Annotated in this window: 17 protein-coding genes, 1 tRNA gene and 1 pseudogene; 13 read left to right on the top strand and 6 right to left on the bottom strand. The window is 39.7% G+C overall.

The annotated features are described in order from the left end of the window. Positions 1-27: 27 nt before the first annotated feature. The 3 genes from J5A56_RS10865 to J5A56_RS10855 form a co-directional block, all read right to left on the bottom strand. On the bottom strand, positions 28-1,065 hold the full coding sequence (locus tag J5A56_RS10865) for a DHH family phosphoesterase (RefSeq protein WP_021672087.1): 1,038 nt from the start codon (positions 1,063-1,065) through the stop codon (positions 28-30). 159 nt (positions 1,066-1,224) lie between these two features. Next, positions 1,225-2,136 (bottom strand): sugar phosphate nucleotidyltransferase, encoded by a 912-nt coding sequence (locus J5A56_RS10860; protein ID WP_021672086.1) that lies wholly within the window; start codon positions 2,134-2,136, stop codon positions 1,225-1,227. A 230-nt stretch (positions 2,137-2,366) separates the two neighbouring features. Next, positions 2,367-3,074, bottom strand: a complete 708-nt coding sequence (locus J5A56_RS10855; protein WP_021672085.1) for a DNA alkylation repair protein — start codon at positions 3,072-3,074, stop codon at positions 2,367-2,369. Positions 3,075-3,296: 222 nt separating this feature from the next. Between J5A56_RS10855 and J5A56_RS10850 the strand changes: the two genes are divergently transcribed. The 3 genes and pseudogenes from J5A56_RS10850 (at position 3,297) to J5A56_RS10840 (ending at position 8,227) form a co-directional block, all read left to right on the top strand. Then, entirely contained in the window at positions 3,297-3,566 is a 270-nt protein-coding gene (locus J5A56_RS10850; protein WP_021672084.1) for a co-chaperone GroES, read from the top strand. A 140-nt stretch (positions 3,567-3,706) separates the two neighbouring features. Next, on the top strand, positions 3,707-5,332 hold the full coding sequence (gene groL, locus J5A56_RS10845; RefSeq protein ID WP_021672083.1) for a chaperonin GroEL: 1,626 nt from the start codon (positions 3,707-3,709) through the stop codon (positions 5,330-5,332). Between the two features lie 814 nt (positions 5,333-6,146). Beyond that, positions 6,147-8,227: pseudogene (locus J5A56_RS10840) on the top strand (GDSL-type esterase/lipase family protein). 392 nt (positions 8,228-8,619) lie between these two features. On the opposite strand, the gene J5A56_RS10835 reads toward J5A56_RS10840, so the two are convergent. Next, positions 8,620-8,693: transfer RNA gene (locus J5A56_RS10835), tRNA-Thr, on the bottom strand. A 259-nt stretch (positions 8,694-8,952) separates the two neighbouring features. Here J5A56_RS10835 and J5A56_RS10825 point away from each other — a divergent pair. The 10 genes from J5A56_RS10825 (at position 8,953) to J5A56_RS10780 (ending at position 19,104) form a co-directional block, all read left to right on the top strand. Continuing rightward, the gene (locus tag J5A56_RS10825; protein ID WP_021672081.1) at positions 8,953-9,492 is read left to right on the top strand and encodes a DUF4199 domain-containing protein; all 540 of its coding nucleotides are present in this window, start codon (positions 8,953-8,955) and stop codon (positions 9,490-9,492) included. 52 nt (positions 9,493-9,544) lie between these two features. Continuing rightward, complete coding sequence (locus tag J5A56_RS10820) at positions 9,545-10,498, top strand: glycosyltransferase family 2 protein (RefSeq protein WP_021672080.1); 954 nt, start codon at positions 9,545-9,547, stop codon at positions 10,496-10,498. Between the two features lie 76 nt (positions 10,499-10,574). Further along, positions 10,575-11,078, top strand: coding sequence for a DUF6452 family protein (locus J5A56_RS10815; protein ID WP_021672079.1), 504 nt, complete (start codon positions 10,575-10,577; stop codon positions 11,076-11,078). After that, the gene (locus J5A56_RS10810) at positions 11,032-11,724 is read left to right on the top strand and encodes a DUF6048 family protein (protein WP_036919944.1); all 693 of its coding nucleotides are present in this window, start codon (positions 11,032-11,034) and stop codon (positions 11,722-11,724) included. The genes J5A56_RS10815 and J5A56_RS10810 overlap by 47 nt, the downstream gene beginning before the upstream one ends. Positions 11,725-11,862: 138 nt before the next feature. Next, a complete protein-coding gene (locus J5A56_RS10805) occupies positions 11,863-12,879 on the top strand; it encodes an FAD:protein FMN transferase (protein ID WP_021672077.1) in 1,017 nt (338 codons plus the stop codon). Positions 12,880-12,933: 54 nt separating this feature from the next. After that, a complete protein-coding gene (locus J5A56_RS10800; RefSeq protein ID WP_021672076.1) occupies positions 12,934-13,599 on the top strand; it encodes a Crp/Fnr family transcriptional regulator in 666 nt (221 codons plus the stop codon). 435 nt (positions 13,600-14,034) lie between these two features. Further along, entirely contained in the window at positions 14,035-16,122 is a 2,088-nt protein-coding gene (locus J5A56_RS10795; RefSeq protein WP_021672075.1) for a M3 family metallopeptidase, read from the top strand. Between the two features lie 104 nt (positions 16,123-16,226). Beyond that, positions 16,227-16,730, top strand: a complete 504-nt coding sequence (locus tag J5A56_RS10790; protein ID WP_021672074.1) for a dCMP deaminase family protein — start codon at positions 16,227-16,229, stop codon at positions 16,728-16,730. Positions 16,731-16,885: 155 nt separating this feature from the next. Continuing rightward, entirely contained in the window at positions 16,886-18,562 is a 1,677-nt protein-coding gene (locus J5A56_RS10785) for a S41 family peptidase (protein WP_021672073.1), read from the top strand. After that, positions 18,562-19,104, top strand: coding sequence for a 5-formyltetrahydrofolate cyclo-ligase (locus tag J5A56_RS10780; RefSeq protein ID WP_021672072.1), 543 nt, complete (start codon positions 18,562-18,564; stop codon positions 19,102-19,104). The genes J5A56_RS10785 and J5A56_RS10780 overlap by 1 nt, the downstream gene beginning before the upstream one ends. Positions 19,105-19,402: 298 nt before the next feature. On the opposite strand, the gene J5A56_RS10775 is transcribed toward J5A56_RS10780, so the two are convergent. Then, the gene (locus tag J5A56_RS10775) at positions 19,403-19,990 is read right to left on the bottom strand and encodes an SMI1/KNR4 family protein (RefSeq protein WP_021672071.1); all 588 of its coding nucleotides are present in this window, start codon (positions 19,988-19,990) and stop codon (positions 19,403-19,405) included. Between the two features lie 418 nt (positions 19,991-20,408). Then, the gene (locus tag J5A56_RS10770) at positions 20,409-21,110 is read right to left on the bottom strand and encodes a hypothetical protein (protein ID WP_021672070.1); all 702 of its coding nucleotides are present in this window, start codon (positions 21,108-21,110) and stop codon (positions 20,409-20,411) included.

The raw sequence follows: 21,110 nt of genomic DNA, 5'->3' as shown, positions 1-21,110 counted from the left end.
TGGGGTAGAACAGATGTTAGTTTCTGTTTATTTCAACTCTTCTTTATAATATAAGATAGCTTTAATAGCAATCTGTTCAGCTTCTTCGATGGTGCAGTTCAATCTTCCTCCAGAAGCATCAGCATGACCTCCACCATTGAAGAACTTTGTAGCCATTGGCTGACAATGGAAGCCATTGCAGGATCGAAGGCTCACAAGTACGGTCTTTGGCTTCTCTGTGTCTTCGCGCAAAGATATACTTAGTTTGAGCCCTTTTATCTGCTGTGGGATGTTAACCAGTCCTTCCATGTCGCCCTTAATGAAATGGAATTGTGCCATTTCTTCCTTTGTTACGGTATAATAGGATGCGTGCAACTCCTCAATCACCTTCATCTTGTTGAGGATGATGTGTGCACGGAGGCGGAGGGCATTGGTAGAGTAGTTATGGAAAACACGGTTATAAATCTCGTCCTTATCAATGTTCTTTGCAAGAAGCTGACCGATAATATAGAATATCTCTGGGCGTGACGAATTATAGGTGAAACCACCTGTGTCGGTCATCATACCACAATAAATGCAGGACGCACATTGGGTTGTCATCTTCTCGTAGCCATCTAACTGACTAATCAGACGGAAGACAATCTCACATGTACTTGACATTTCTGGATGTGAGACTGTCAATGCGTTGTTTGTTTCAGGTTCTAAGTGGTGGTCGATGAGTAGGCGAGGGGCTGTGGAAGACTCCAAAACCTCTTGCATTGCATCTACACGTGAGTTTTGGTTGAAGTCAAGACAGCAAACGAGGTCAGCTTCCTTAAACGCCTTCTCAACCTCCTTTGGTCGTCTGTCATAACGAATAACGGAATTATGTCCTGGAAGCCAATGCAAGAAATCGGGTGTAGCGTCAGGCATACATATCTTAACGTTGGTCTTGCCAATCTGTTTAAGATAGTGCATCCATGCCAGCGACGAACCTGTTGCGTCACCATCAGGCGACTTATGAGCACAGATTACGATATTTGTCGCATTGGATAGAAGGTTGCGTAATGTTGCAATTTCTTCTTGATTCAGTAGGTTTAATTCCATTATAGCTATAAGCTTTGATGTGTGTTTGAAGATGGTTGGGCTGTTATGCCCGATGTGTGTAGAGATAAGAAAATGAGTCCCCTGCCTGGATATCCGTCTTGCACCTTGAAAGAATTCGTAGGATGTCTGCGGTGATAGTAGCCAAGCAGGGGGTATCTGTTAGAATAATTTAGCAGGGTATACACCCTCGTCAACCAATGACTGAATCTTGTCAACCACGCTCTGACGGTCAGCAGCGTATGTAACGCCAAACCACTTGCTGGTAGTGTCGAGTACCTTTACTGTTGATGTGCCATCGTTGATGAGCTTGTTTACCATCAATGGGATGAAGTATTCAGACTTCTTATTCTCCATGTTCTTTGGATCAGAGAGGAACTCCTTGAAGTAAGCCTCGCTATAATCAAAGTAGTCTGGTGTGAAACCCCATACGTTCATAGATACAGGAGTATTCTCATCTACAGCAACCCACTCACCGTTATCGTCTTTATACTTAATTTCTCCATCACGGCGCTCAATCTCTGTACGCTCAACAACTGTTGTCAAGTTTCCTTCAGCATCTGTAGAGCAGATACCACGAGCAACAGTACCATTCTCGCTCAGCGTGTTACCTACGCGGAAACCAACCATTGCATACTTATCTCTTGCACCCTCTGGGAGGTCAGCAAGGAACTTACCAATAACCTTGAAGCAGTCGCGGTTGTAGAAGTCATCGCAGTTGATAACGCAGAAAGGCTCTTTGATAACATCCTTTGCCATCAAAACAGCATGGTTTGTACCCCATGGCTTCTCACGACCTTCTGGTACAGAGAATCCTTCTGGCAGTGCATCAATGCTTTGGAATACGAGTTCTGCAGGGATATGACCCTCATACTTTGAAAGAACTTGGCTGCGGAACTGCTCCTCAAAATCCTTACGGATAACGAAGACGATCTTACCAAATCCTGCCTGAATTGCATCATAGATAGAATAGTCCATAATGGTCTCACCATTAGGACCTAATTCGTCGAGCTGCTTCAGCCCGCCGTAGCGGCTTCCCATACCTGCCGCAAGGAGTAATAATGTAGGTTTCATTTTCTTTTTATATCGTTAAACTATATATTATGTTCTGATTGCAAAGGTAAGAAAAAGATGGGATATATTATTATTTTGTCTTATGATTTATGAGAAGTAAATATGTTGTTTTTTCTTCAACTAAAATCTAAATCGCTTATTCACGAGTTAACTATACCTATGTTGCAAATATTTGTGTATATATCAGAGCACTCTTGTTTGTCTATTTGATAAACTGATAAAGGAAATTATTATACACGCTTCATGAGAACGGACCGCTCTGTAGGTGAAAACTTCTCTATCGCATAACGTAACATAGTGCGTGGCATGTCTGCTCGATGGTTCATAACGTAATCATAAAGACGCTCAGGATTACGTTTACCTGTTTCACGAAGCATCCAGCCAATAGCTTTGTGCATGAGGTCGTGTGGGTGGTGCATCATTATATCGCTCAGTGCATAGGTATCCTCTAACTGTCCTTTACGAATGAAAGCATAGGTTGAAACGATGGCGATGCGATTATCCCATAGTAGTGGACTTTGAGCTAACTGATAAAGAATATCACGTGATTTGTTGAGTAGGTATTCTCCTACAATGAAGCGGCAAGATAGGTCAACAAGGTCCCAGTTGTTAATTCTATCGGTTTGAGAAAGGTAGAGATCAAATAGCTGTTGACGTAAGGTCTCATCTTTTTTCTTGCTTTTCTCCACCATAATAAGCAAAGCACAGAGGCGTACCTCATGCCATTCTGATTGTATCAGTTCTCGTATTTCGTTCAAGGAAATGTTCTTGTATTGCTTGGCAATAGCTCTGATATTGGGAACAGTGACACCTAAGAAGCGGTCGCCTTCTCCATATTCTCCTTTGCCAGTCTTAAAGAACCTCGGGAAAATCTCTCGTTTTTCAGCATTTGACAGTGCTTGAAGTTCACTTGTAATAGTCTTAGTAATCTGTTTCATAATAAATTCTTTAATGTTTTACCATATTCTTTTTCTAATGCAAAGATAATTCTTTATTTTGTTTTTAGTCTAAATGGCAAGAAGAACTGACAGGTTGTCAGATTATATTCTTGTAGTTGTCAGCAAGTCCTTTTGGCATAGTTTTCGTATAATGAAAGACGAAACGACTTGTTGACAGGTCGCAAACAGATTGAAAATTAAAATCTTAAAACATATACAATTATGACAATTAAACCTTTAGCAGACAGAGTCCTCGTGCTTCCAGCACAGGCAGAAGAAAAAGTTGGTGGTATTATTATTCCTGATACTGCCAAGGAAAAACCACAGCGTGGCAAAGTTGTTGCCGTTGGTAATGGTACCAAGGATGAGGAGATGATTCTCAAGGTTGGCGATGAGGTCCTCTATGGTAAGTATGCTGGTACTGAGCTTGAGAATGATGGTGAGAAATATTTAATGATGCGCCAGAGCGACGTGTTGGCAGTTGTTGAGTAAGGCTTCTCCTATCCTCTTTTAGGTGAAAGGAAATAAAACTGCTTTTGTTTATCAATTATAGTGTATATAGTAGATGTTCTATACTATAAAAAGATTAACAGAAAGCAAAACATAAACAAACATAATAAAGAATAAAGAAAATGGCAAAAGAGATAAAATTCGATACAGATGCGCGTGAACTCTTGAAGAGTGGTGTAGACCAGTTGGCAAACGCAGTAAAAGTAACACTCGGTCCTAAGGGACGTAATGTTGTTATTGGTAAAAAGTTTGGTGCTCCTCAGATCACTAAAGATGGAGTCACCGTTGCTAAGGAAGTAGAACTTGAAGATAACTTCGAGAATGCTGGTGCACAGCTCGTTAAGAGTGTTGCAAGCAAGACTGGTGACGATGCTGGTGATGGTACGACAACAGCAACTATCCTTACACAGGCTATCGTTACTGAAGGGTTGAAGAATGTTACAGCTGGTGCTAACCCAATGGATCTCAAGCGTGGTATTGATAAGGCAGTAGATAAGGTAGTTGAACATATCAAGAACTCAGCAGAGGTTGTTGGTGATAACTATGATAAGATTGAACAGGTTGCTACTGTAAGTGCCAATAATGACCCGGAAATTGGTAAGTTGCTTGCAGATGCTATGCGTAAGGTTTCTAAAGATGGTGTTATCACTATTGAGGAGAGCAAGACCCGTGAGACAAGTATTGGAGTTGTTGAGGGTATGCAGTTTGACCGTGGCTACCTTTCTGGTTACTTCGTAACAGATACAGATAAGATGGAGTGTGATATGGAGAACCCATATATTCTCCTCTATGATAAGAAGATTTCAAATGTTAAGGACTTCCTTCCAATCCTCCAGCCAGCAGCTGAGAGTGGTCGTCCATTGTTGGTAATTGCAGAGGATGTTGATTCTGAGGCTCTGACAACATTGGTTGTTAACCGTTTGCGTGCAGGTTTGAAGATTTGTGCAGTAAAGGCTCCTGGCTTTGGCGATCGTCGTAAGGCAATGCTTGAGGATATCGCAGTATTGACAGGTGGTGTGGTTATTAGTGAGGAGAAGGGTCTTTCTTTGGATAAGGCTACTCTTGAGATGCTCGGTACAGCTAAGAAGGTTACTATCTCTAAGGACAACACAACTATTGTTGATGGTGCTGGTGAGAAGGAAGCTATCAAGAATCGTGTAGCTCAGATTAAGAATGAGATTGCTGCCTCAACAAGTTCATACGATAAGGAGAAATTGCAGGAACGTTTAGCTAAGCTCTCCGGTGGTGTAGCTGTTCTCTACGTAGGTGCTAACTCTGAGGTAGAGATGAAGGAGAAGAAGGACCGTGTTGACGATGCACTTTGCGCTACTCGTGCTGCAATGGAAGAGGGTGTTGTTGTAGGTGGTGGTACTACTTACATCCGTGCTCAGGAAGCATTGAAGGACCTTAAGGGTGAGAATGCAGACGAGCAGACTGGTATCAATATCGTTTGTCGTGCTATTGAGGAGCCTCTCCGTCAGATTGTTGCTAATGCTGGTGGCGAAGGTGCAGTGGTAGTAAACAATGTTCGTGAGGGTAAGGGTGACTATGGTTACAATGCTCGCAAGGATGTTTATGAGGATCTTCGTGCTGCAGGTGTTATCGACCCAGCTAAGGTGTCTCGTGTTGCACTTGAGAATGCTGCTTCAATCGCAGGTATGTTCCTGACAACTGAGTGCCTCATTGTTGATAAGGTTGAGGATACTCCAGCTATGCCAGCTGCTCCGGGCATGGGCGGTATGATGTAATAAGCATATTCTTTAAAACATTATAAATAAAAAGGAAGGCATCAAAAGGTGTCTTCTTTTTTATTTCTACCTATTGTAATCGTATCTTTGGTCTTAAGTGAAGATATGGCTATTCCCAAGTAAGAGAGAGATTATCACATATCTACAAGAAAAGTTTAATTTCAGTTTACTGTCACTTTTAACATTTCGTGTACTACACTGTGAATTAATAAGTTAAGTGTTTTCAACAAGTGATAGAAGTGACAGGAAGTTTGATTTTACACAAGCGGTTGGGATTTCTTTACATGCTAATTGTGTGTAATGCCAACTACAACTATTTGATAAAGGGATAAAAAATAAAAGCGATGACCTTCACAGGGAATCGCTTTAATTACTCAATAGGTATTAGTCTTTTAAAGGTAAAAGATTGTTTTCAGGATAACAGGCACAAAGATATGTTATTTTTACTTTTCATGCAAACTTTTCGTAGATTATTTTTCATTGAAAAAATGTGTGCGAACACATGTATTTTTTTGTCTTTATTGAAGAAAATAAGTCCCGGTCTTCTTCTGACAAAGGACTTTTTATAGTTTAAAGGTTTAGAAATTTATGATATTTTTCTTTTCAGGAAATAAGATATTGTAATGTTACAAGAATTGTCGGTAGTCTATAAGATTTATCATGTTCTTATGTTATTGTATGATAATTTGCCACAGTTTCGTTTTTGTCATTTGGAGTATATCCTTTATTCATATATTATATTTACCTTTGTACGGAATTTATCCATGAGTTAAGTTTTTAAGAAAAAGCAAAATCTTTCATTACTACATTATAAATGATTATGAAGAAAAGAACAATTGTATTGTTTGGTCTACTCCTTATGGTTCTGACTGCCGTTGCAGGTGGAAAGATTAAGGTCGCATGTGTGGGAAATAGTGTGACATGGGGAATGACAATCACCGATAGGGAAAAGAATTGTTATCCAGCACAACTGCAGCAGATGTTAGGTAGAGGGTATGAAGTTAGAAACTTCGGGCACTCTGGTACTACGTTGCTTCACCTCGGGCATCGTCCTTATGTTGACCAAAAAGAGTATAAAGAGGCTTTGGATTTCAAAGCAGACCTTGTTGTTATTCATCTTGGACTCAATGATACTGATCCACGTAACTGGCCAGAGCATAGTGAGGATTTTAATGCTGATTATATCCAGTTGATTGATAGTTTTCGTCAGGCAAATCCCAAGGCTAAGATTTGGATTTGTCTTATGACGCCTATCTTTGATCGTCACCCTCGTTTTGATAGTGGTACACGTGACTGGCATGCGCAGATTCAGAAGCATATACGACAAGTTGCTGCTGCTACACGAACACCATTGATTGACTTGAATACACCTTTATACAGCCGTCCTGACCTTTTTGCAGATGCTATCCATCCAAATGCTGAGGGTGCTAAGATTATTGCTGAAACCGTATATGGTGCTTTGACAGGCAATTATGGAGGTCTTGCACTTTCTCCATTGTATACAGATGGTATGGTTGTTCAGCGTAACAGACCAATCGTATTCCGTGGAAAGGCAAATACGGGCGAAACTGTTAAGGTGAATTTTAATGGTCGTGTGCTATCTTCGGTAGCTGATGGAGCAGGGAAGTGGAGAGTTGCTTTCCCAGCAGAGAAGGCTGGTGGACCTTATAAAGCAATGATAAGTACGAAGAAAGAAAAGCTTACGGTTAAGGATATATATGTTGGAGAGGTATGGCTTTGTTCTGGACAGTCGAATATGGAATTGCCTGTGAATGCTGTACAGAGTAGAAAGCAAGATTTAGATGAGGCTGATAGTCAGACTCGCTTACATCTCTTTAATATGTCTGCAATTTATCCAACGACTGCTGTGGCATGGTCGGCTGGTGCTTGCGACTCTGTTAATCGTCATCAGTATCTTCGCATTGGACCATGGCGTAACTGCTCTTGTGAGTCTTTGGGTGATTTCTCGGCTGTGGCTTATCATTTCGGAAAGAAACTTGCTGACAGCTTGCAGGTCCCTGTTGGTATTATCTGTAATGCTGTTGGTGGAACGACCACTGAGTCATGGATAGATCGCCAGACGTTAGAACAGCGTATGCCAGCTATTCTGCGTGATTGGTTTCATGGCGACTACGGAATGAAATGGGCGCGTGAGCGAGCTTTACAAAATATCAGTGTGAGTAAGAATCCATTGCAACGTCATCCTTATGCACCTGCTTATATGTTTGAAGCTGGTATGTTACCTTTGAAAGGTTATGCTATCAAGGGTGTTGTTTGGTATCAAGGTGAGTCAAATGCACACAACATAGAGATACACGAACGACTTTTCCCAATGTTAGAGAAGAGTTGGCGTCGTTTCTTCCATAATCCAGAATTACCATTCTATTTGTACAACTCTCCAGTCTAAATCGTCCTTCATGGCCACGTTTCCGTGACTCGCAGCGTCGGATGGCATCAACGTTACGTAACACGTGGATGGTTGTGACAACAGATGTGGGTGACTCATTAGATGTGCATTATACCAATAAAAAACCAGTTGGAAATCGTCTTGGCTTACAGGCATTGCACCATAGTTATGATTATAAGATTGAGTCTGAGGGACCAGTTTGCCATTTTGTATTAGTGAAAGACAATGGTCTTGAATTGCAATTTACACATGCGCAGTCGCTGTCAGTTAATGGTAGTCATATTATTGGTTTCGAGGTGTCAGGAGCAGATGGTATTTTTTATCCTGCAGAAGCACAGATAACATCGCCTAACACGATTCTTGTTAGGTCGTCTTCTGTTACACGCCCTCGCTTTGTCCGTTATGGCTGGCAGCCTTTCACACGTGCAAATCTTGTGAATGAAGTGGGATTACCATGCAGTACCTTCCAATGGACGATTAGGAAATAGGTGTTTTGCATTTAGTGCTGTCTGGCACAGTATGACTCTTTTTTACAACAAGTTGTCCTCACTTTGATAGCATGTTGCAATGTGTTTAGCTCTTAGCACCATGCGTGTTTACCAATAGCACCAATGGTGTTCACCACTGACACCATGCGTGTTGGGCAACAGCACATTGATAAAACATGGCATGTGAGCTCCATAGTAATAAGTTACTAATGAATAACTTGTGTGGAAGATATTTACCAGACAACAATTAAAGAGAGTTCTATTAATTTACAGCGATCCCAAATCATGGGTTTCGGGGTCCACGCGTTAGGCAATGCTCATGCCGAGCATACAAAAAAAGGTATGCCTCACGACATACCTTCTTCTCTGTTCTTAGTCATTCTATTAATTTGAGCCTCTTGTCGGATTCGAACCAACGACCCCGAGATTACAAATCACGTGCTCTGGCCAACTGAGCTAAAGAGGCGGGGTGGACAAGCGATTCCTATCGCACCGCTACAACCTTCTGCCCTTGCTACGTTCCCGTCCTGGGGGATTCAAAGGGAGCTGGTCGTAAGAGACTTGTCCGTCTTCTGCTTTTTCATTGCTGTTAAAGCGGGTGCAAAGATACAGATTTTATTTAATACTGGCAAAAAGGATACAGAACTTTTTCTGTTTTTAACAAAAAAATATAAATTTGGTAGACTGCCACATTATTTATAATAAATAATCAGTACTTTTGTAGCATGATTAATGAAGATTTTAAACAACTGACAGCTTATGCTCGTTATGATGGTATTTATCTTGCTATCATTTGGGTGGCAAGTTTTGCGTGCTTATTGGGTATGACTGTTCTACCAGTTTTGGCACAATTTAGTTTCTTACTCTCTCTCTCGACACCTTTCTTTGTAGCTTATCGACTGAAGGTTTTTCGTGAGGAGGGACGCAATGGAGTTATCTCTTTTCGTCGTGCTCTGTTCTATTGTTTACGTGTTTTCTTTAATTCTGCAATTATCTTCAGTTTGTTGCAGTGGCTTTATATGGAGTATCTCGACAAAGGGAAATTACTCATGATGGTTACTAATATCTATTCCAGTAACGAAGGTAAAAGTCTTCTTGCGGCTATAGGTATTCCATACAAACAGTTTATTACGGCATTGTCTGAAGCTTTCCAACCATTCTCTTTGGCTGCCAGCAGTTTTGTATATGCAGTGATATTGGGTGGTTTTTTCTCGCTATTTATTGCAGCAATTATGTCTAAAAAAGTAAAGAATCAACCATCATAAGATAGAATTTAATTAACTCCTCATATCTAATAGAAAACTCCTAATTCAGAATATGGATATATCAGTAATTATTCCTCTTTATAATGAGGAAGAAAGTCTACCAGAATTATACGCGTGGATTCAGCGCGTAATGAACGCTAACGGTTTCACGTATGAAATAATATTTATCAATGACGGCTCTAAAGACAGGAGCTGGGATGTTATTGAGGAATTGCATCATAAGGATGCAGAACACGTTCATGCCATAAAATTCCGCCGTAACTACGGTAAGAGTCCAGCACTCTATTGTGGTTTTAATGCTGCAAAAGGGGATGTTGTCATAACGATGGATGCTGATTTACAGGATTCTCCTGATGAGATACCCGAGCTTTATCGTATGATAATGGAGGAGAAATACGACCTTGTCAGTGGCTATAAGCAGAAGCGTTATGACCCATTGACAAAGACTATACCTACAAAGCTTTTCAATGCTACGGCACGTAAGATTAGCGGTGTGCATAATTTGCACGACTTTAACTGTGGTTTAAAGGGTTATCGTCGTGATGTTGTAAAGAATATTGAGGTGTATGGAGAGATGCACCGTTATATCCCTTATCTTGCTAAAGAGGCTGGATTTGCACGTATCGGCGAGAAGGTTGTACACCATCAGGCACGTAAGTATGGCAAATCAAAGTTTGGTATTAATCGTTTCTTTAATGGTTATCTGGACTTATTGACACTCTGGTTCCTTACTAACTTTGGTAAGAAGCCAATGCATGTCTTTGGTCTGATGGGATCGTTTATGTTCTTCATTGGTTTTATTGCATTTCTTTGGTTGATTGTTGAGAAGGTGGTAATGCTTGTGAATGGCGTTTATGGAGATTTGCTTTCAAATCATGCTTCGTTCTTCATTGCACTCGTTGCGATGATTTTAGGTACACAGCTCTTCCTTGCCGGTTTTATAGGCGACCTTATCAGTCGTAGTAATCCAAAGCGGAATGACTATCAGATTGAGAAAGAAATATAATGTGACAGCTTTCTGAAGTGGTAACTGATGAGAGGTTAGTACAGTTTGCTCTTTATATAGATATCAATAAAAGATAATGAACTATAGAAAAATCAGACATATAGTAAGCAGTATCAGTACCTTTGTACTTCTTTTTGGAGGACTAAGTTGGCTGAGTTCTTGTTCTGACATAGACTGTCCTGTAACCAATGGTGTTCGGGCTAATTATGTTGTTCAGGGTGATACTTTGCATGATACACTTACTATCTCAGCTATACGTAAGAACAGGACCGACACCATTCTATTGAACAAACAGGTCAATACGACGAAGTTTAGTTTACCGATGAGTTATAGTGGTGATAGCGATAAATTACGCTTTGTATTCAAGAGTAAGGCAGGTGTGACAACGATAGATACAGTAACAATATCGAAGACGAATATAAGTCACTTTGAGAGTGTTGATTGTCCTCCAGTATTCTTCCATACCCTTACAGCTGTTTCGGCAAAAGGTACGCGTATAAGTCAGATAGAAATCAGTAATCCTAACGTTGATTATGATGGTACGAAAGAGCATATACTTATCAGTTTTACTAATCCTTAATGCTTTGCTTCTGCTGTTTCCAACAACAGCTAAAGCACAGCACCGACCGTCTGTCCCAAAGGTTAAGGAAGATACTATTCCATTCTTTAGGGGAGTAGCAGTTGGTGTTGACCTTGTAGGACCAAGTATGCGCTGGCTTGCTTCATACGGCCAGTATGAGGCTTTGCTTCGTGTAAATATTAAGGATAGATACTTTCCTATCATCGAGGCGGGCATTGGGCAGGCAGATAAGACTGACGAGACTACTGGGACGAACTTTAAGACCAGTGCACCCTATGGGCGTGTGGGCTGTGATTTCAATATGCTAAAGAATAAACATGATGACTATCGCTTCTTAGTGGGCGGTAGAGTGGGGTATACCTCGTTCAAGTATGATGTTCTTAGTCCAGGTATTGCTGACCCTATTTGGGGAACACAATCATCTTATGGTGCTCTTGGTAATAAGGGAAGTCAGCTCTGGGCAGAGCTTGTTGGCAGTGTTGATGCAAAGATTTTTGGTCCTATTCGTATGGGTTGGAGCGTTCGTTATAAACTACGCCTTGCTCATAAGATGGGCGATATAGGCGAAGCATGGTACGTCCCAGGCTATGGTCGTGGAGGTTCATCACGACTTGGTGCGACTTTTAATGTATTATTTGAATTATAATGAGTAAGTTGTTTATAATAAGTAGGAAATAGTTGTATATGCTTTAAGCGTTATGCTAAGAAAAGAATTAACTCTTAATTCTCATCTTTTTTCTTCTAATTCTAATTTACTCTTTAACTCTTAATTAATAAACATTATATGAATAAGAAAAAAATATATTGGCAAGTACCTTTTCTACTTGTGCTGATTATCGGTTCAATAGCTATTGTTCGTTGTCAGCACTCAATGCCTTATCAGCATAACAAGGGCTTTATCTTTGGTACAGTTTATAATATAACCTACCAAAGCGATGAAGACCTTCAACCGCAGATAGAAGCAGAATTGAAGAAGGTAAACCAAACCTTTTCAACTTTTGAAACCAATTCACTGATATCACAGATTAATCAGAACAAGCCTGTCAAGGTAAATGAAATGTTCAGAGAAGTCTTTACACTCGCCGAGTCAATTTCAAAAGAGACAGACGGGGCTTTTGATATTACAGTTGCTCCTATGGTAAATATGTGGGGCTTTGGCTTTAAGACGGGTCAACACCCTTCTAAGCAGGCGATTGATAGTTTGCATCAAATAGTTGGATATAATAAGGTGAAACTTGTTAGCAACACCATTCAGAAGACGAATAAAGGTGTAATGCTTGATTGTTCTGCTATTGCTAAAGGTTATGGATCAGACATAGTAGCTCGTTTCTTACGTCGTAATGGTATTAAAAACTTTATGGTGGAGATAGGTGGTGAGATTGTAACGATGGGTAATAGTGAGCAACGCCTGCCATGGAAGATTGGAGTTACAAAACCAACAGATGATAGTGCGAAGGTTAATCAAGAGATTCAAACCGTATTGAATGTCACTGACAAGGCTATGGCTACGAGTGGAAACTATCGTAACTTCTATTATAAAGGAGGAAAGAAATATGCACACACGATTGATCCTAAAACGGGTTATCCTGTACAACATTCGCTTCTTTCGGCTACTGTTTTAGCAAAAAACTGTGCTACTGCTGATGCTTATGCTACTGCCTTTATGGTGATGGGAATTGAAAAATCACGCAAATTGCTTGAGCGTCACCCAGAGTTGATGGCTTATTTCATTTATTCAAATGCAAAAGGTAATTTGCAGGTATGGTATAGCCATTCTATGAAAGGAAAGTTTGTAGAATAATGAAGATAGCCGCTTTCTAAGCAGAAAGCGGCTATATAATTTCTTATTAATGTTATGCTTCAGCTCTACGATAAACTCATTGAACTACCACTTTTTATCGGTATAAGTACGGATGAATTGTCTGATATTGTGGAGCAAACAAAGTTTGGCTTTCATAAATTGGCAGTTGACAGGCCACTTGTAAGCACGGATGATAAATGTACACAACTCTTCTTTCTGATGAGTGGTACGCTTCGTGTCGTTAGCTATGCTGATAACTATCGTTATCGTATAGAAGAAGAACTTTCTGCTCCTGCTGTTATTCAGCCTGAACACCTCTTTGGATTACAGCAACGTTATACAAAGGATTTTATAGCGCATACTGATTGTAGTTTGCTTTCGTTGGATAAAGCAGAAGTTTTACGATTACTTGATTCTTACCTTATTTTCCGTCTTAATCTTCTCAACAGTATTTCTATGCAGGCACAGAGAATGAGTCGTATCCCATGGAGACAACAATCCAGTGATATTCGTCAGCAGTTTGTTAACTTTCTGCGTCTTCGTTGCCTTACACAAGCTGGGTGTAAGGTGTTGAGAATAAGGATGGAAGAGCTTGCTAAAGAGCTACATCAAAGTCGTCTTAATGTCTCTCGTATGCTCAATGCCTTACAAAATGAAGGACTATTGACAATGAGTAGGGGAATTATTATAGTCCCACAGTTGGAGACTTTAAGAGGATAGAACTAACTTTTATCTTTGTGTTGTTACCTATCACATGTAGTGCTGTTGGTAAGCACAATTGGTGCTGGTCGTAAACACCACTGGTGCTGTTGGTAAGCACCATCTGATTTATTGCTGAGAAACAGGCTACTTATTGGTAAAAAAGAATAGTACTATCAAAGGATTCCCACTCGTTTGAATGGTATAATAAGACGTTTTTACATGGAGAGTTTGTTGTTAAAGATTTTTCGATCTCGAATATTTCTTACTATAATATCATTTTTTCTAACATTAAACATAAGTGGTGTCTGAACAAAACTTACTCCTATTAGCAGATACTTATTGCTTTACTCGTAATATAGAAACAAAATTGCGTTAAATTCCACCTCTTTATATAGTATTTTCCTTTTTTTGAGTTACCTTTGTAAATTAAATTAAGAGAAAGCAAGAAAAGACATGACAGACAGTATAACAGGGGAGAAAGAACGTGTAAATCCTTTCTTCCGACCTTACGATACACCACATAATACAGTACCTTTCAACCGTATTACACTTGCTGATTATGAAGAAGCAATGATGGAAGGTATTCGACGTGAGGACGAGCAGATTGAGAAGATTATCAATAACCCTGATGAACCTACCTTTGAAAATACGATTATACCAGAGGATGAGGTTAAGGGGCGTAAACATTACTATGACCTTCTAAGTCGTGTGGAGAGTGTGTTCTTTAATATGCTAAGTGCTGAGACCAATGATGAAATGGATGCTTTGGCTCAGAAAATGAGTCCTATTCTCACGAAGCATAGTAATGATGTTAGCTTAAATCCTAAGATTTTCGAGCGTGTCAAGCATGTTTATGAACATCATGGAGAGTTGACACCAGAGGAAAACTGTTTGTTAGAGAAAAGTTATGAGGGCTTTGTTCGTAGTGGTGCGTTGTTGGATGAAGCAGGAAAGGACCGTTTGCGCAAGCTTACTGAGGAAGCCTCAATGCTATCACTGCAGTTTTCACAGAATGTATTGAATGAGAATAAAGCCTATACTCTGCATATTACTGATGAACAACAGCTTGATGGACTTCCTAATTCAGCACGTGAAGCGGCACATGAAGCTGCGAAAGAGCATGGATTAGAAGGCTGGGTATTTACTTTGGATGCCCCGAGCTATGGTCCATTTATGATGTATAGTACTCAGCGTGAACTGCGTAAAGACCTCTATATGGCGCGCAATACGCTTTGTATAAAAGATAACGACACAAATAACCTTGAACTTTGTAAGCGTCTGATAAATCTTCGTAGAGAGATGGCACAACTTCTTGGTTATGATACCTTTGCTGACTATGTGATGAAACATCGCATGGCTACGAAGGTTGAGAATGTGTATAAACTCCTCAATGACCTTATAGAGGCTTATAAGCCAACAGCTATTCAGGAACGTAAGGAAGTAGAAGCATTTGCTAAGGAAGAAGAAAGTGCAGGCTTCAAAATGGAGCCTTGGGACTTAGCTTATTATAGTCAGTTGCTGAAGAAGAAGAAATACGACCTTGATCCCGAGATGCTTCGCCCATACTTAGACTTAGGCAATGTTATCAAGGGTGTCTTTGGCTTGGCTACACGTCTTTATGGTATTACCTTCAAAGAGAACAAGGATATACCAGTTTATCATCCAGATGTAAAACCATATGAGGTTTGCGATAAGGATGGTAGTTATTTAGCTGTACTCTATGTTGACTTCCACCCACGTAAAGGAAAGCGTGACGGTGCATGGATGACGGAGTTCCAAGGTCAGTGGATTGAGCGTGATGGTACGAATGTTCGCCCACATGTATCTCTTGTGATGAACTTCTCTAAGCCTACGGAGGATAAGCCTGCATTACTGAGATTAGGCGAGGTTGAAACTTTCTTACATGAGTTTGGACATTCCCTTCATGGCATTTTTGCCAATACACGATTTGAGAGTTTGTCTGGAACTAATGTATGGTGGGACTTCGTCGAGCTACCTTCACAATTTATGGAAAACTTTGCGGTTGAGAAAGACTTCCTTCGTACCTTTGCTTTCCATTATCAGACTGGTGAGCCAATGCCAGATGAGTTGATTGATAAGGTTATTGCGAGTCGTAACTACGGTGCGGCAACAGCTTGTCTGCGACAGGTTAGTTTCGGACTTTTAGACATGGCTTATTACACGCAGAAGAACGAGTTCACAGAAGATATCATCCCATTTGAAAAGAAAGCGTGGGCACCAGCAATTATTGAAGAGCAGCGTACGGATACATGTATGACTGTGCAATTCTCTCACATTATGGCAGGAGGTTACGCTGCTGGATATTATAGTTATAAATGGGCTGAGGTCCTTGATGCTGATGCTTTCAGCGTATTCAAGAAAGAAGGAATCTTTAATCAGGCAACTGCTCAGCGTTTCAGAGATAATATTCTCTCACGTGGAGGAACAGAACATCCTATGACACTCTATAAGCGTTTCCGTGGCGGAGAGCCAACTATTGATGCGTTGAAAGAGAGAGATGGTCTTACCAAGGGGCAGTAATAGCTTTTTAATGTTGAACTATCTTTAAAGATATTGTTTCGTAGAAGAAAGGCTAATTGCTGTTTTCTTTTGTTCCGTGATTATTTACAAAAACTATCAAGACAATGATTAATGAGCATTCGATAGAACATATTTCAACGTCTTCTGCTTCTGTAGAAGGAAGTAATAAAACTGCTGTTGATTATCGTTATCTTCGTATGGCACGTATTTGGGCTGAGAACTCCTATTGTAAACGTCGTCAGGTAGGTGCGTTGGTTGTGAAGGATAAGATGATTATTAGCGATGGCTATAACGGCACACCAAGTGGTTTTGAAAATGTATGTGAGGATGAGTTGGGCGTAACAAAGCCTTATGTCCTTCATGCTGAAGCTAATGCTATTACGAAACTTGCTCGAAGTGGCAATAATAGCGAAGGATCAACGCTTTATGTGACAGCATCTCCTTGTATCGAATGCTCAAAACTCATCATTCAAGCTGGTATTCGTCGTGTTGTATATGCCGAGAAGTATCGTCTTACAGATGGCATAGACCTGTTGACAAGGGCAGGGGTTAAAGTGGAGTATATAAGCCTTGAAGATAGCTGCTGCTCTTCTTCAGAATCTATATAGAAAAGGGAGGAATTAGAGTAGCTGTAGGACTGTAATCATATAGCTTTTGCACCTAATATGATTCTTCTTTAATATCAAAAATAAAGTATAACAAGTAATTATAGAATCCCTCTAAGTCTTTTCCTTTTGCAAGAAAGGGCGAGGGTTAGGTTTTTATGAATCAGAATAAAAACAATCGTTTTCTACCACTACTGATGGCACTGTGTGTTGTTATCGGTATTCTTATTGGTACATTCTATGCCAATCATTTCTCTGGTAATCGACTGAATATCATAAATAATGGTAGTAGTCGACTCAGTAATCTGTTGCATATTATAGATGACCAATACGTTGATTCTGTCAATATTGACGAACTTGTCGATAAGGCTATTCCTGAGATCCTGTCAGAATTAGACCCACATTCGGTATATATTAGTGCAAAAGATGTTCAATTAGCAACGGATGACTTGAAGGGTTCTTTCTCTGGAGTTGGGATAGAATTTAATATTCGTCAAGATACATTATGTATACAAAACGTTATTAAAGATGGACCAGCAGATAAGGCTGGTTTATTAGCTGGTGATAAGGTTGTTAGCATCAATGGTAAAGCATTTGTTGGTAAAGATGTAACAAACGAAGAAGCTATGCACCGCCTTAAGGGTCCGAAGGATTCGAAGGTGAAGATCGGTGTGAAGCGTTATGGTGAACATGGTGTTAAGATGTTTACTGTTACTCGTGGTGATATTGCTGTAAAGAGCGTTTCAGCAGCATACATGCTTAATGATACAACTGGTTATATTCGTATCAAAAACTTCGGTGAAAGAACTTATGCAGAGATGTTAGCAGCCTTACAGACTCTTAATATTCAGGGTGCTGATCACTTAGTTATTGACCTTCGTGATAATGGAGGTGGTATCTTGGAGTCTGCTGTACAGATGGCAAATGAGTTCCTTCCAAAAAATCGTCTGATTGTTTATACACAAGGAAGAAAGAGTCCACGTGTTAATTATCGTAGTGATGGTAAGGGAAGTTATCAACATATTCCTATGGTTGTACTTATCAACGAGGGTTCAGCTTCTGCTGCAGAGATTTTTGCTGGTGCTATGCAAGATAACGACCGTGCAACGATTGTTGGTCGTCGTTCCTTTGGTAAGGGATTGGTACAGCAGCAAATTCAGTTTAATGATGGTAGTTTGATTCGATTGACAATAGCACGTTATTATACTCCTTCAGGGCGTTGTATTCAAAAGCCATTCAAGCCTGGTGATAATGCTGACTATGAGAATGATATTCTCACACGTTATCAGCATGGTGAGTTCTTCTCTCAGGATAGTATCAAACATGAGGGACCAGCTTATCATACAGTAAATGGTCGTACCGTATATGGTGGCGGTGGTATTACGCCAGATATCTTTGTACCAGAAGATACTTCAAAGGTAACTTCTTATTATAAGGAGGCTGTGATGAGTGGACTTATCCTTCAGTATGCTTTTAACTATACTGATAGTAACAGAAAGAAACTCAGTAACTTTGGTGAGATGAAGCTTTTAGCTAACTACTTAGAGCAGCAGAATCTTGTGAGTGACTTCGTTAACTTTGCAGAAAAGAATGGATTGCGCCGACGCAACTTGATGATTATGCGTTCTCATTCACTTTTGGAGGACTATCTCAACAGCCGTATCATTTATAATATCCTTGATGAACAGGCTTGGATAGAGTATATAAACCGTAATGATGCAGCAGTTAAGGAAGCCATCAAAGTGTTCCACATGCCTTCTATCTTGTTGCTTAAACCGAAACAGAAAACATTGAAGTACTCTGGTTCTTTACGTAAAACAATCCCTCTACGTTGATGATACAGTTTGATAAAAAGTCCTTACGGAAAGACGTTAGGGCACGTAAGAAACAGTTTTCTACAGAAGAATTGATAAAGGAGTCAAGTCCACTTATTCAGCGAGTACTCAATCACCCACGTCTACAAAGTGCTAAGACAGTTCTTCTGTATAATTCATTGCCTGATGAGGTTTATACACATGGCCTCATCAAGCAACTTCATAATGAAGGAAAGACTGTCCTTCTTCCTGTTGTCATCAGTGATACCGAAATGGAACTTCGACTCTATCGTAATCCAAATTCCTTTGAAACGAGTAGTTATGGAATACTTGAGCCTATAGGTGAAGCTTTTACGGATTTCTCTTCTATAGAATTTGCGCTTATTCCAGGCATGGCTTTTGATAAGGAGCGGAATCGTCTTGGACGTGGAAAAGGTTATTATGACCGTTTTCTTCTGTTGCTCACAAAGGCATATAAGGTTGGTATCTGTTTCCCTTTTCAGTTCCTTCCAAACATACCAACTGAAGAGACAGATATAAAGGTAGATGAATGTATCTACTAAGATTATGAGAATCTGTGAAAAAATCAATCTTCTATAAGACATAAAGATAGTGTGTTGTATCTTTAGATTTTATAGATAATGTCAAAAAATATTCTTATTATAAAAGAGTGCTTAATTGGATTCCGATTAAGCACTAATTGTCTTGTAAAAGATAACGTTTCCGATTCGGATTTATTGTATACCTGTTGTTAATACCCTTATAAGAGTGTTCGTAAATACCCTTATATGGGTGTTCGTCAATACCCTTGTATGGGTGTTCACTGATACCCTTATATGACTAATATCACGAGGCTTTATATTACCTTTTAATTGGGGTGGTATAAAGGTCTTCATCTATTTTTCTTCCCCTCTCATCAAACAGTGAGTATATCCTCTTTAACTCTGATATAAGCATTTGCTCGAACGTTTCCCATTGGAATAGGGAGGTTGCATCGTCTCTATCACAATAGTGCACGGTGCTTGTTCTTTTATCTATATAAAGATAAGAACCGTCCCAGTCATAACCGCCTGTAAAGAAATGGTCGTCTGCGGCATTTCTAGGTCTTTCCCGAATGTTTGCCGTAATAATCGAAAACGGTTGGCGGCTTTCATCAGTGCTTCTTTTATAGTTTCTTCTTAACCCGTCTAAACAAAAGGTTCCAACCAATATGTTTAACCCATTGCTTACATCTAACAAGAATTTTTTATAATCGATGGGATTTTCCATGCCTAATTCTTTCTCCAATGCTTGGACATCGTTCTTACTTAGCGGAGGATACAGGGTGTTTAGCCAAGCCTCGGGGGCTATATGGGGCGCTTTTCCTATAAGGATTGCACCGGTGGATTGGGATTCTTCAATACCCAGGTTCTGAAATCTATAAATTAAATCCCTATATGTTTTATTCATATTCTATTTTTCTATATACGCTATACTATTTATGGTAAAGGCTCATCATTAAAAATGAAGAATTTGACAATAGTTGATTTAATCTCTATTGATTTTCTTCCCACTTGATGGATTCCTGTAATCAACATTATGCCTACTAAGATGTTCTGCCCTTTTGAGGTCTGATTAACGCCCTTTTAAAAGCCAACTAAGCACCTTTCCTTATTCTATATTGTAAAGTCTTGATTTACAATTGATTATATGCGCGTTAAAGAAAGATGTTTTATATTGTCTTCTAACAGGCTTTGTAGAATAAAATGTAAAAGAAATTCTAACCTTAAAAGCCGTAAAAGTGAGGTTGTATAGCTGCTTTATGGTGACGGATAATATAAGTGTTTCAGTGCTACCTCTCTAAAGTCTTTGTTTTGAAAAATTTGTATTAGACCAAGTCTTCGTAGGCTTGATTCATTTCATTCATGAGATGTTCAAAGTTATCAGAGTTTAATGATACCTTTCTGAACATCATTTCTAAATTCTCCTCTTCAAACTTTACAGGCTCTTCATGCAAAAGTGTCATCATCCCTGCAATCATCAAACGGTATACAGTTGCCTGGTGCAATCCATTAATCTCTGTCTTTGCTTGTGTTACTCCAGCTGCATAGGCTTGCATTTGTACACGAACGATAGAGCGGATAGCCAGTGAAACAGGTACGTTGTTTTCATGTGCTAAAGTAGGGCAATCAACAAAATAGTCTTCAGCAGACTGTAAATGTCCGTCAAGCAGAGCAAATATCTGTTTTTGATATTCGGCTGTTACAAGGTCATATAACTCCTTACTCCCACAGGCATAACGCAATAAAATCTTTGCAGAAGTTGTCTCTGAGAAATGTCGTCGTTTCATATCTTCTGTTACAGTCTCAAGATTTGAGTAATTCAGACGAATAAGTACAGGGAAGAGCACAGATACAAATTGACTCGAAAGGTTATCAAAATTGTTAACCAACAATTGCTTGTATTCCTTTGGTTCTAAGCGTTTCTTTCCAGGATACAAGGCATCTGCTTGCCCTGAGAAGAAAGCATGAAAGTAGCCTCTGACCATTACAGAGGCTACTCTTGAGCGGTTTATGTCCGTTATTTTCAT

Origin of the sequence: Prevotella melaninogenica, from assembly GCF_018128065.1 — a bacterium.
Taxonomy (GTDB): Bacteria; Bacteroidota; Bacteroidia; order Bacteroidales; family Bacteroidaceae; genus Prevotella.
The sequence above is the reverse complement of the archived record's forward strand: the minus strand, read 5'-3'. Positions and strand labels throughout refer to the sequence as shown.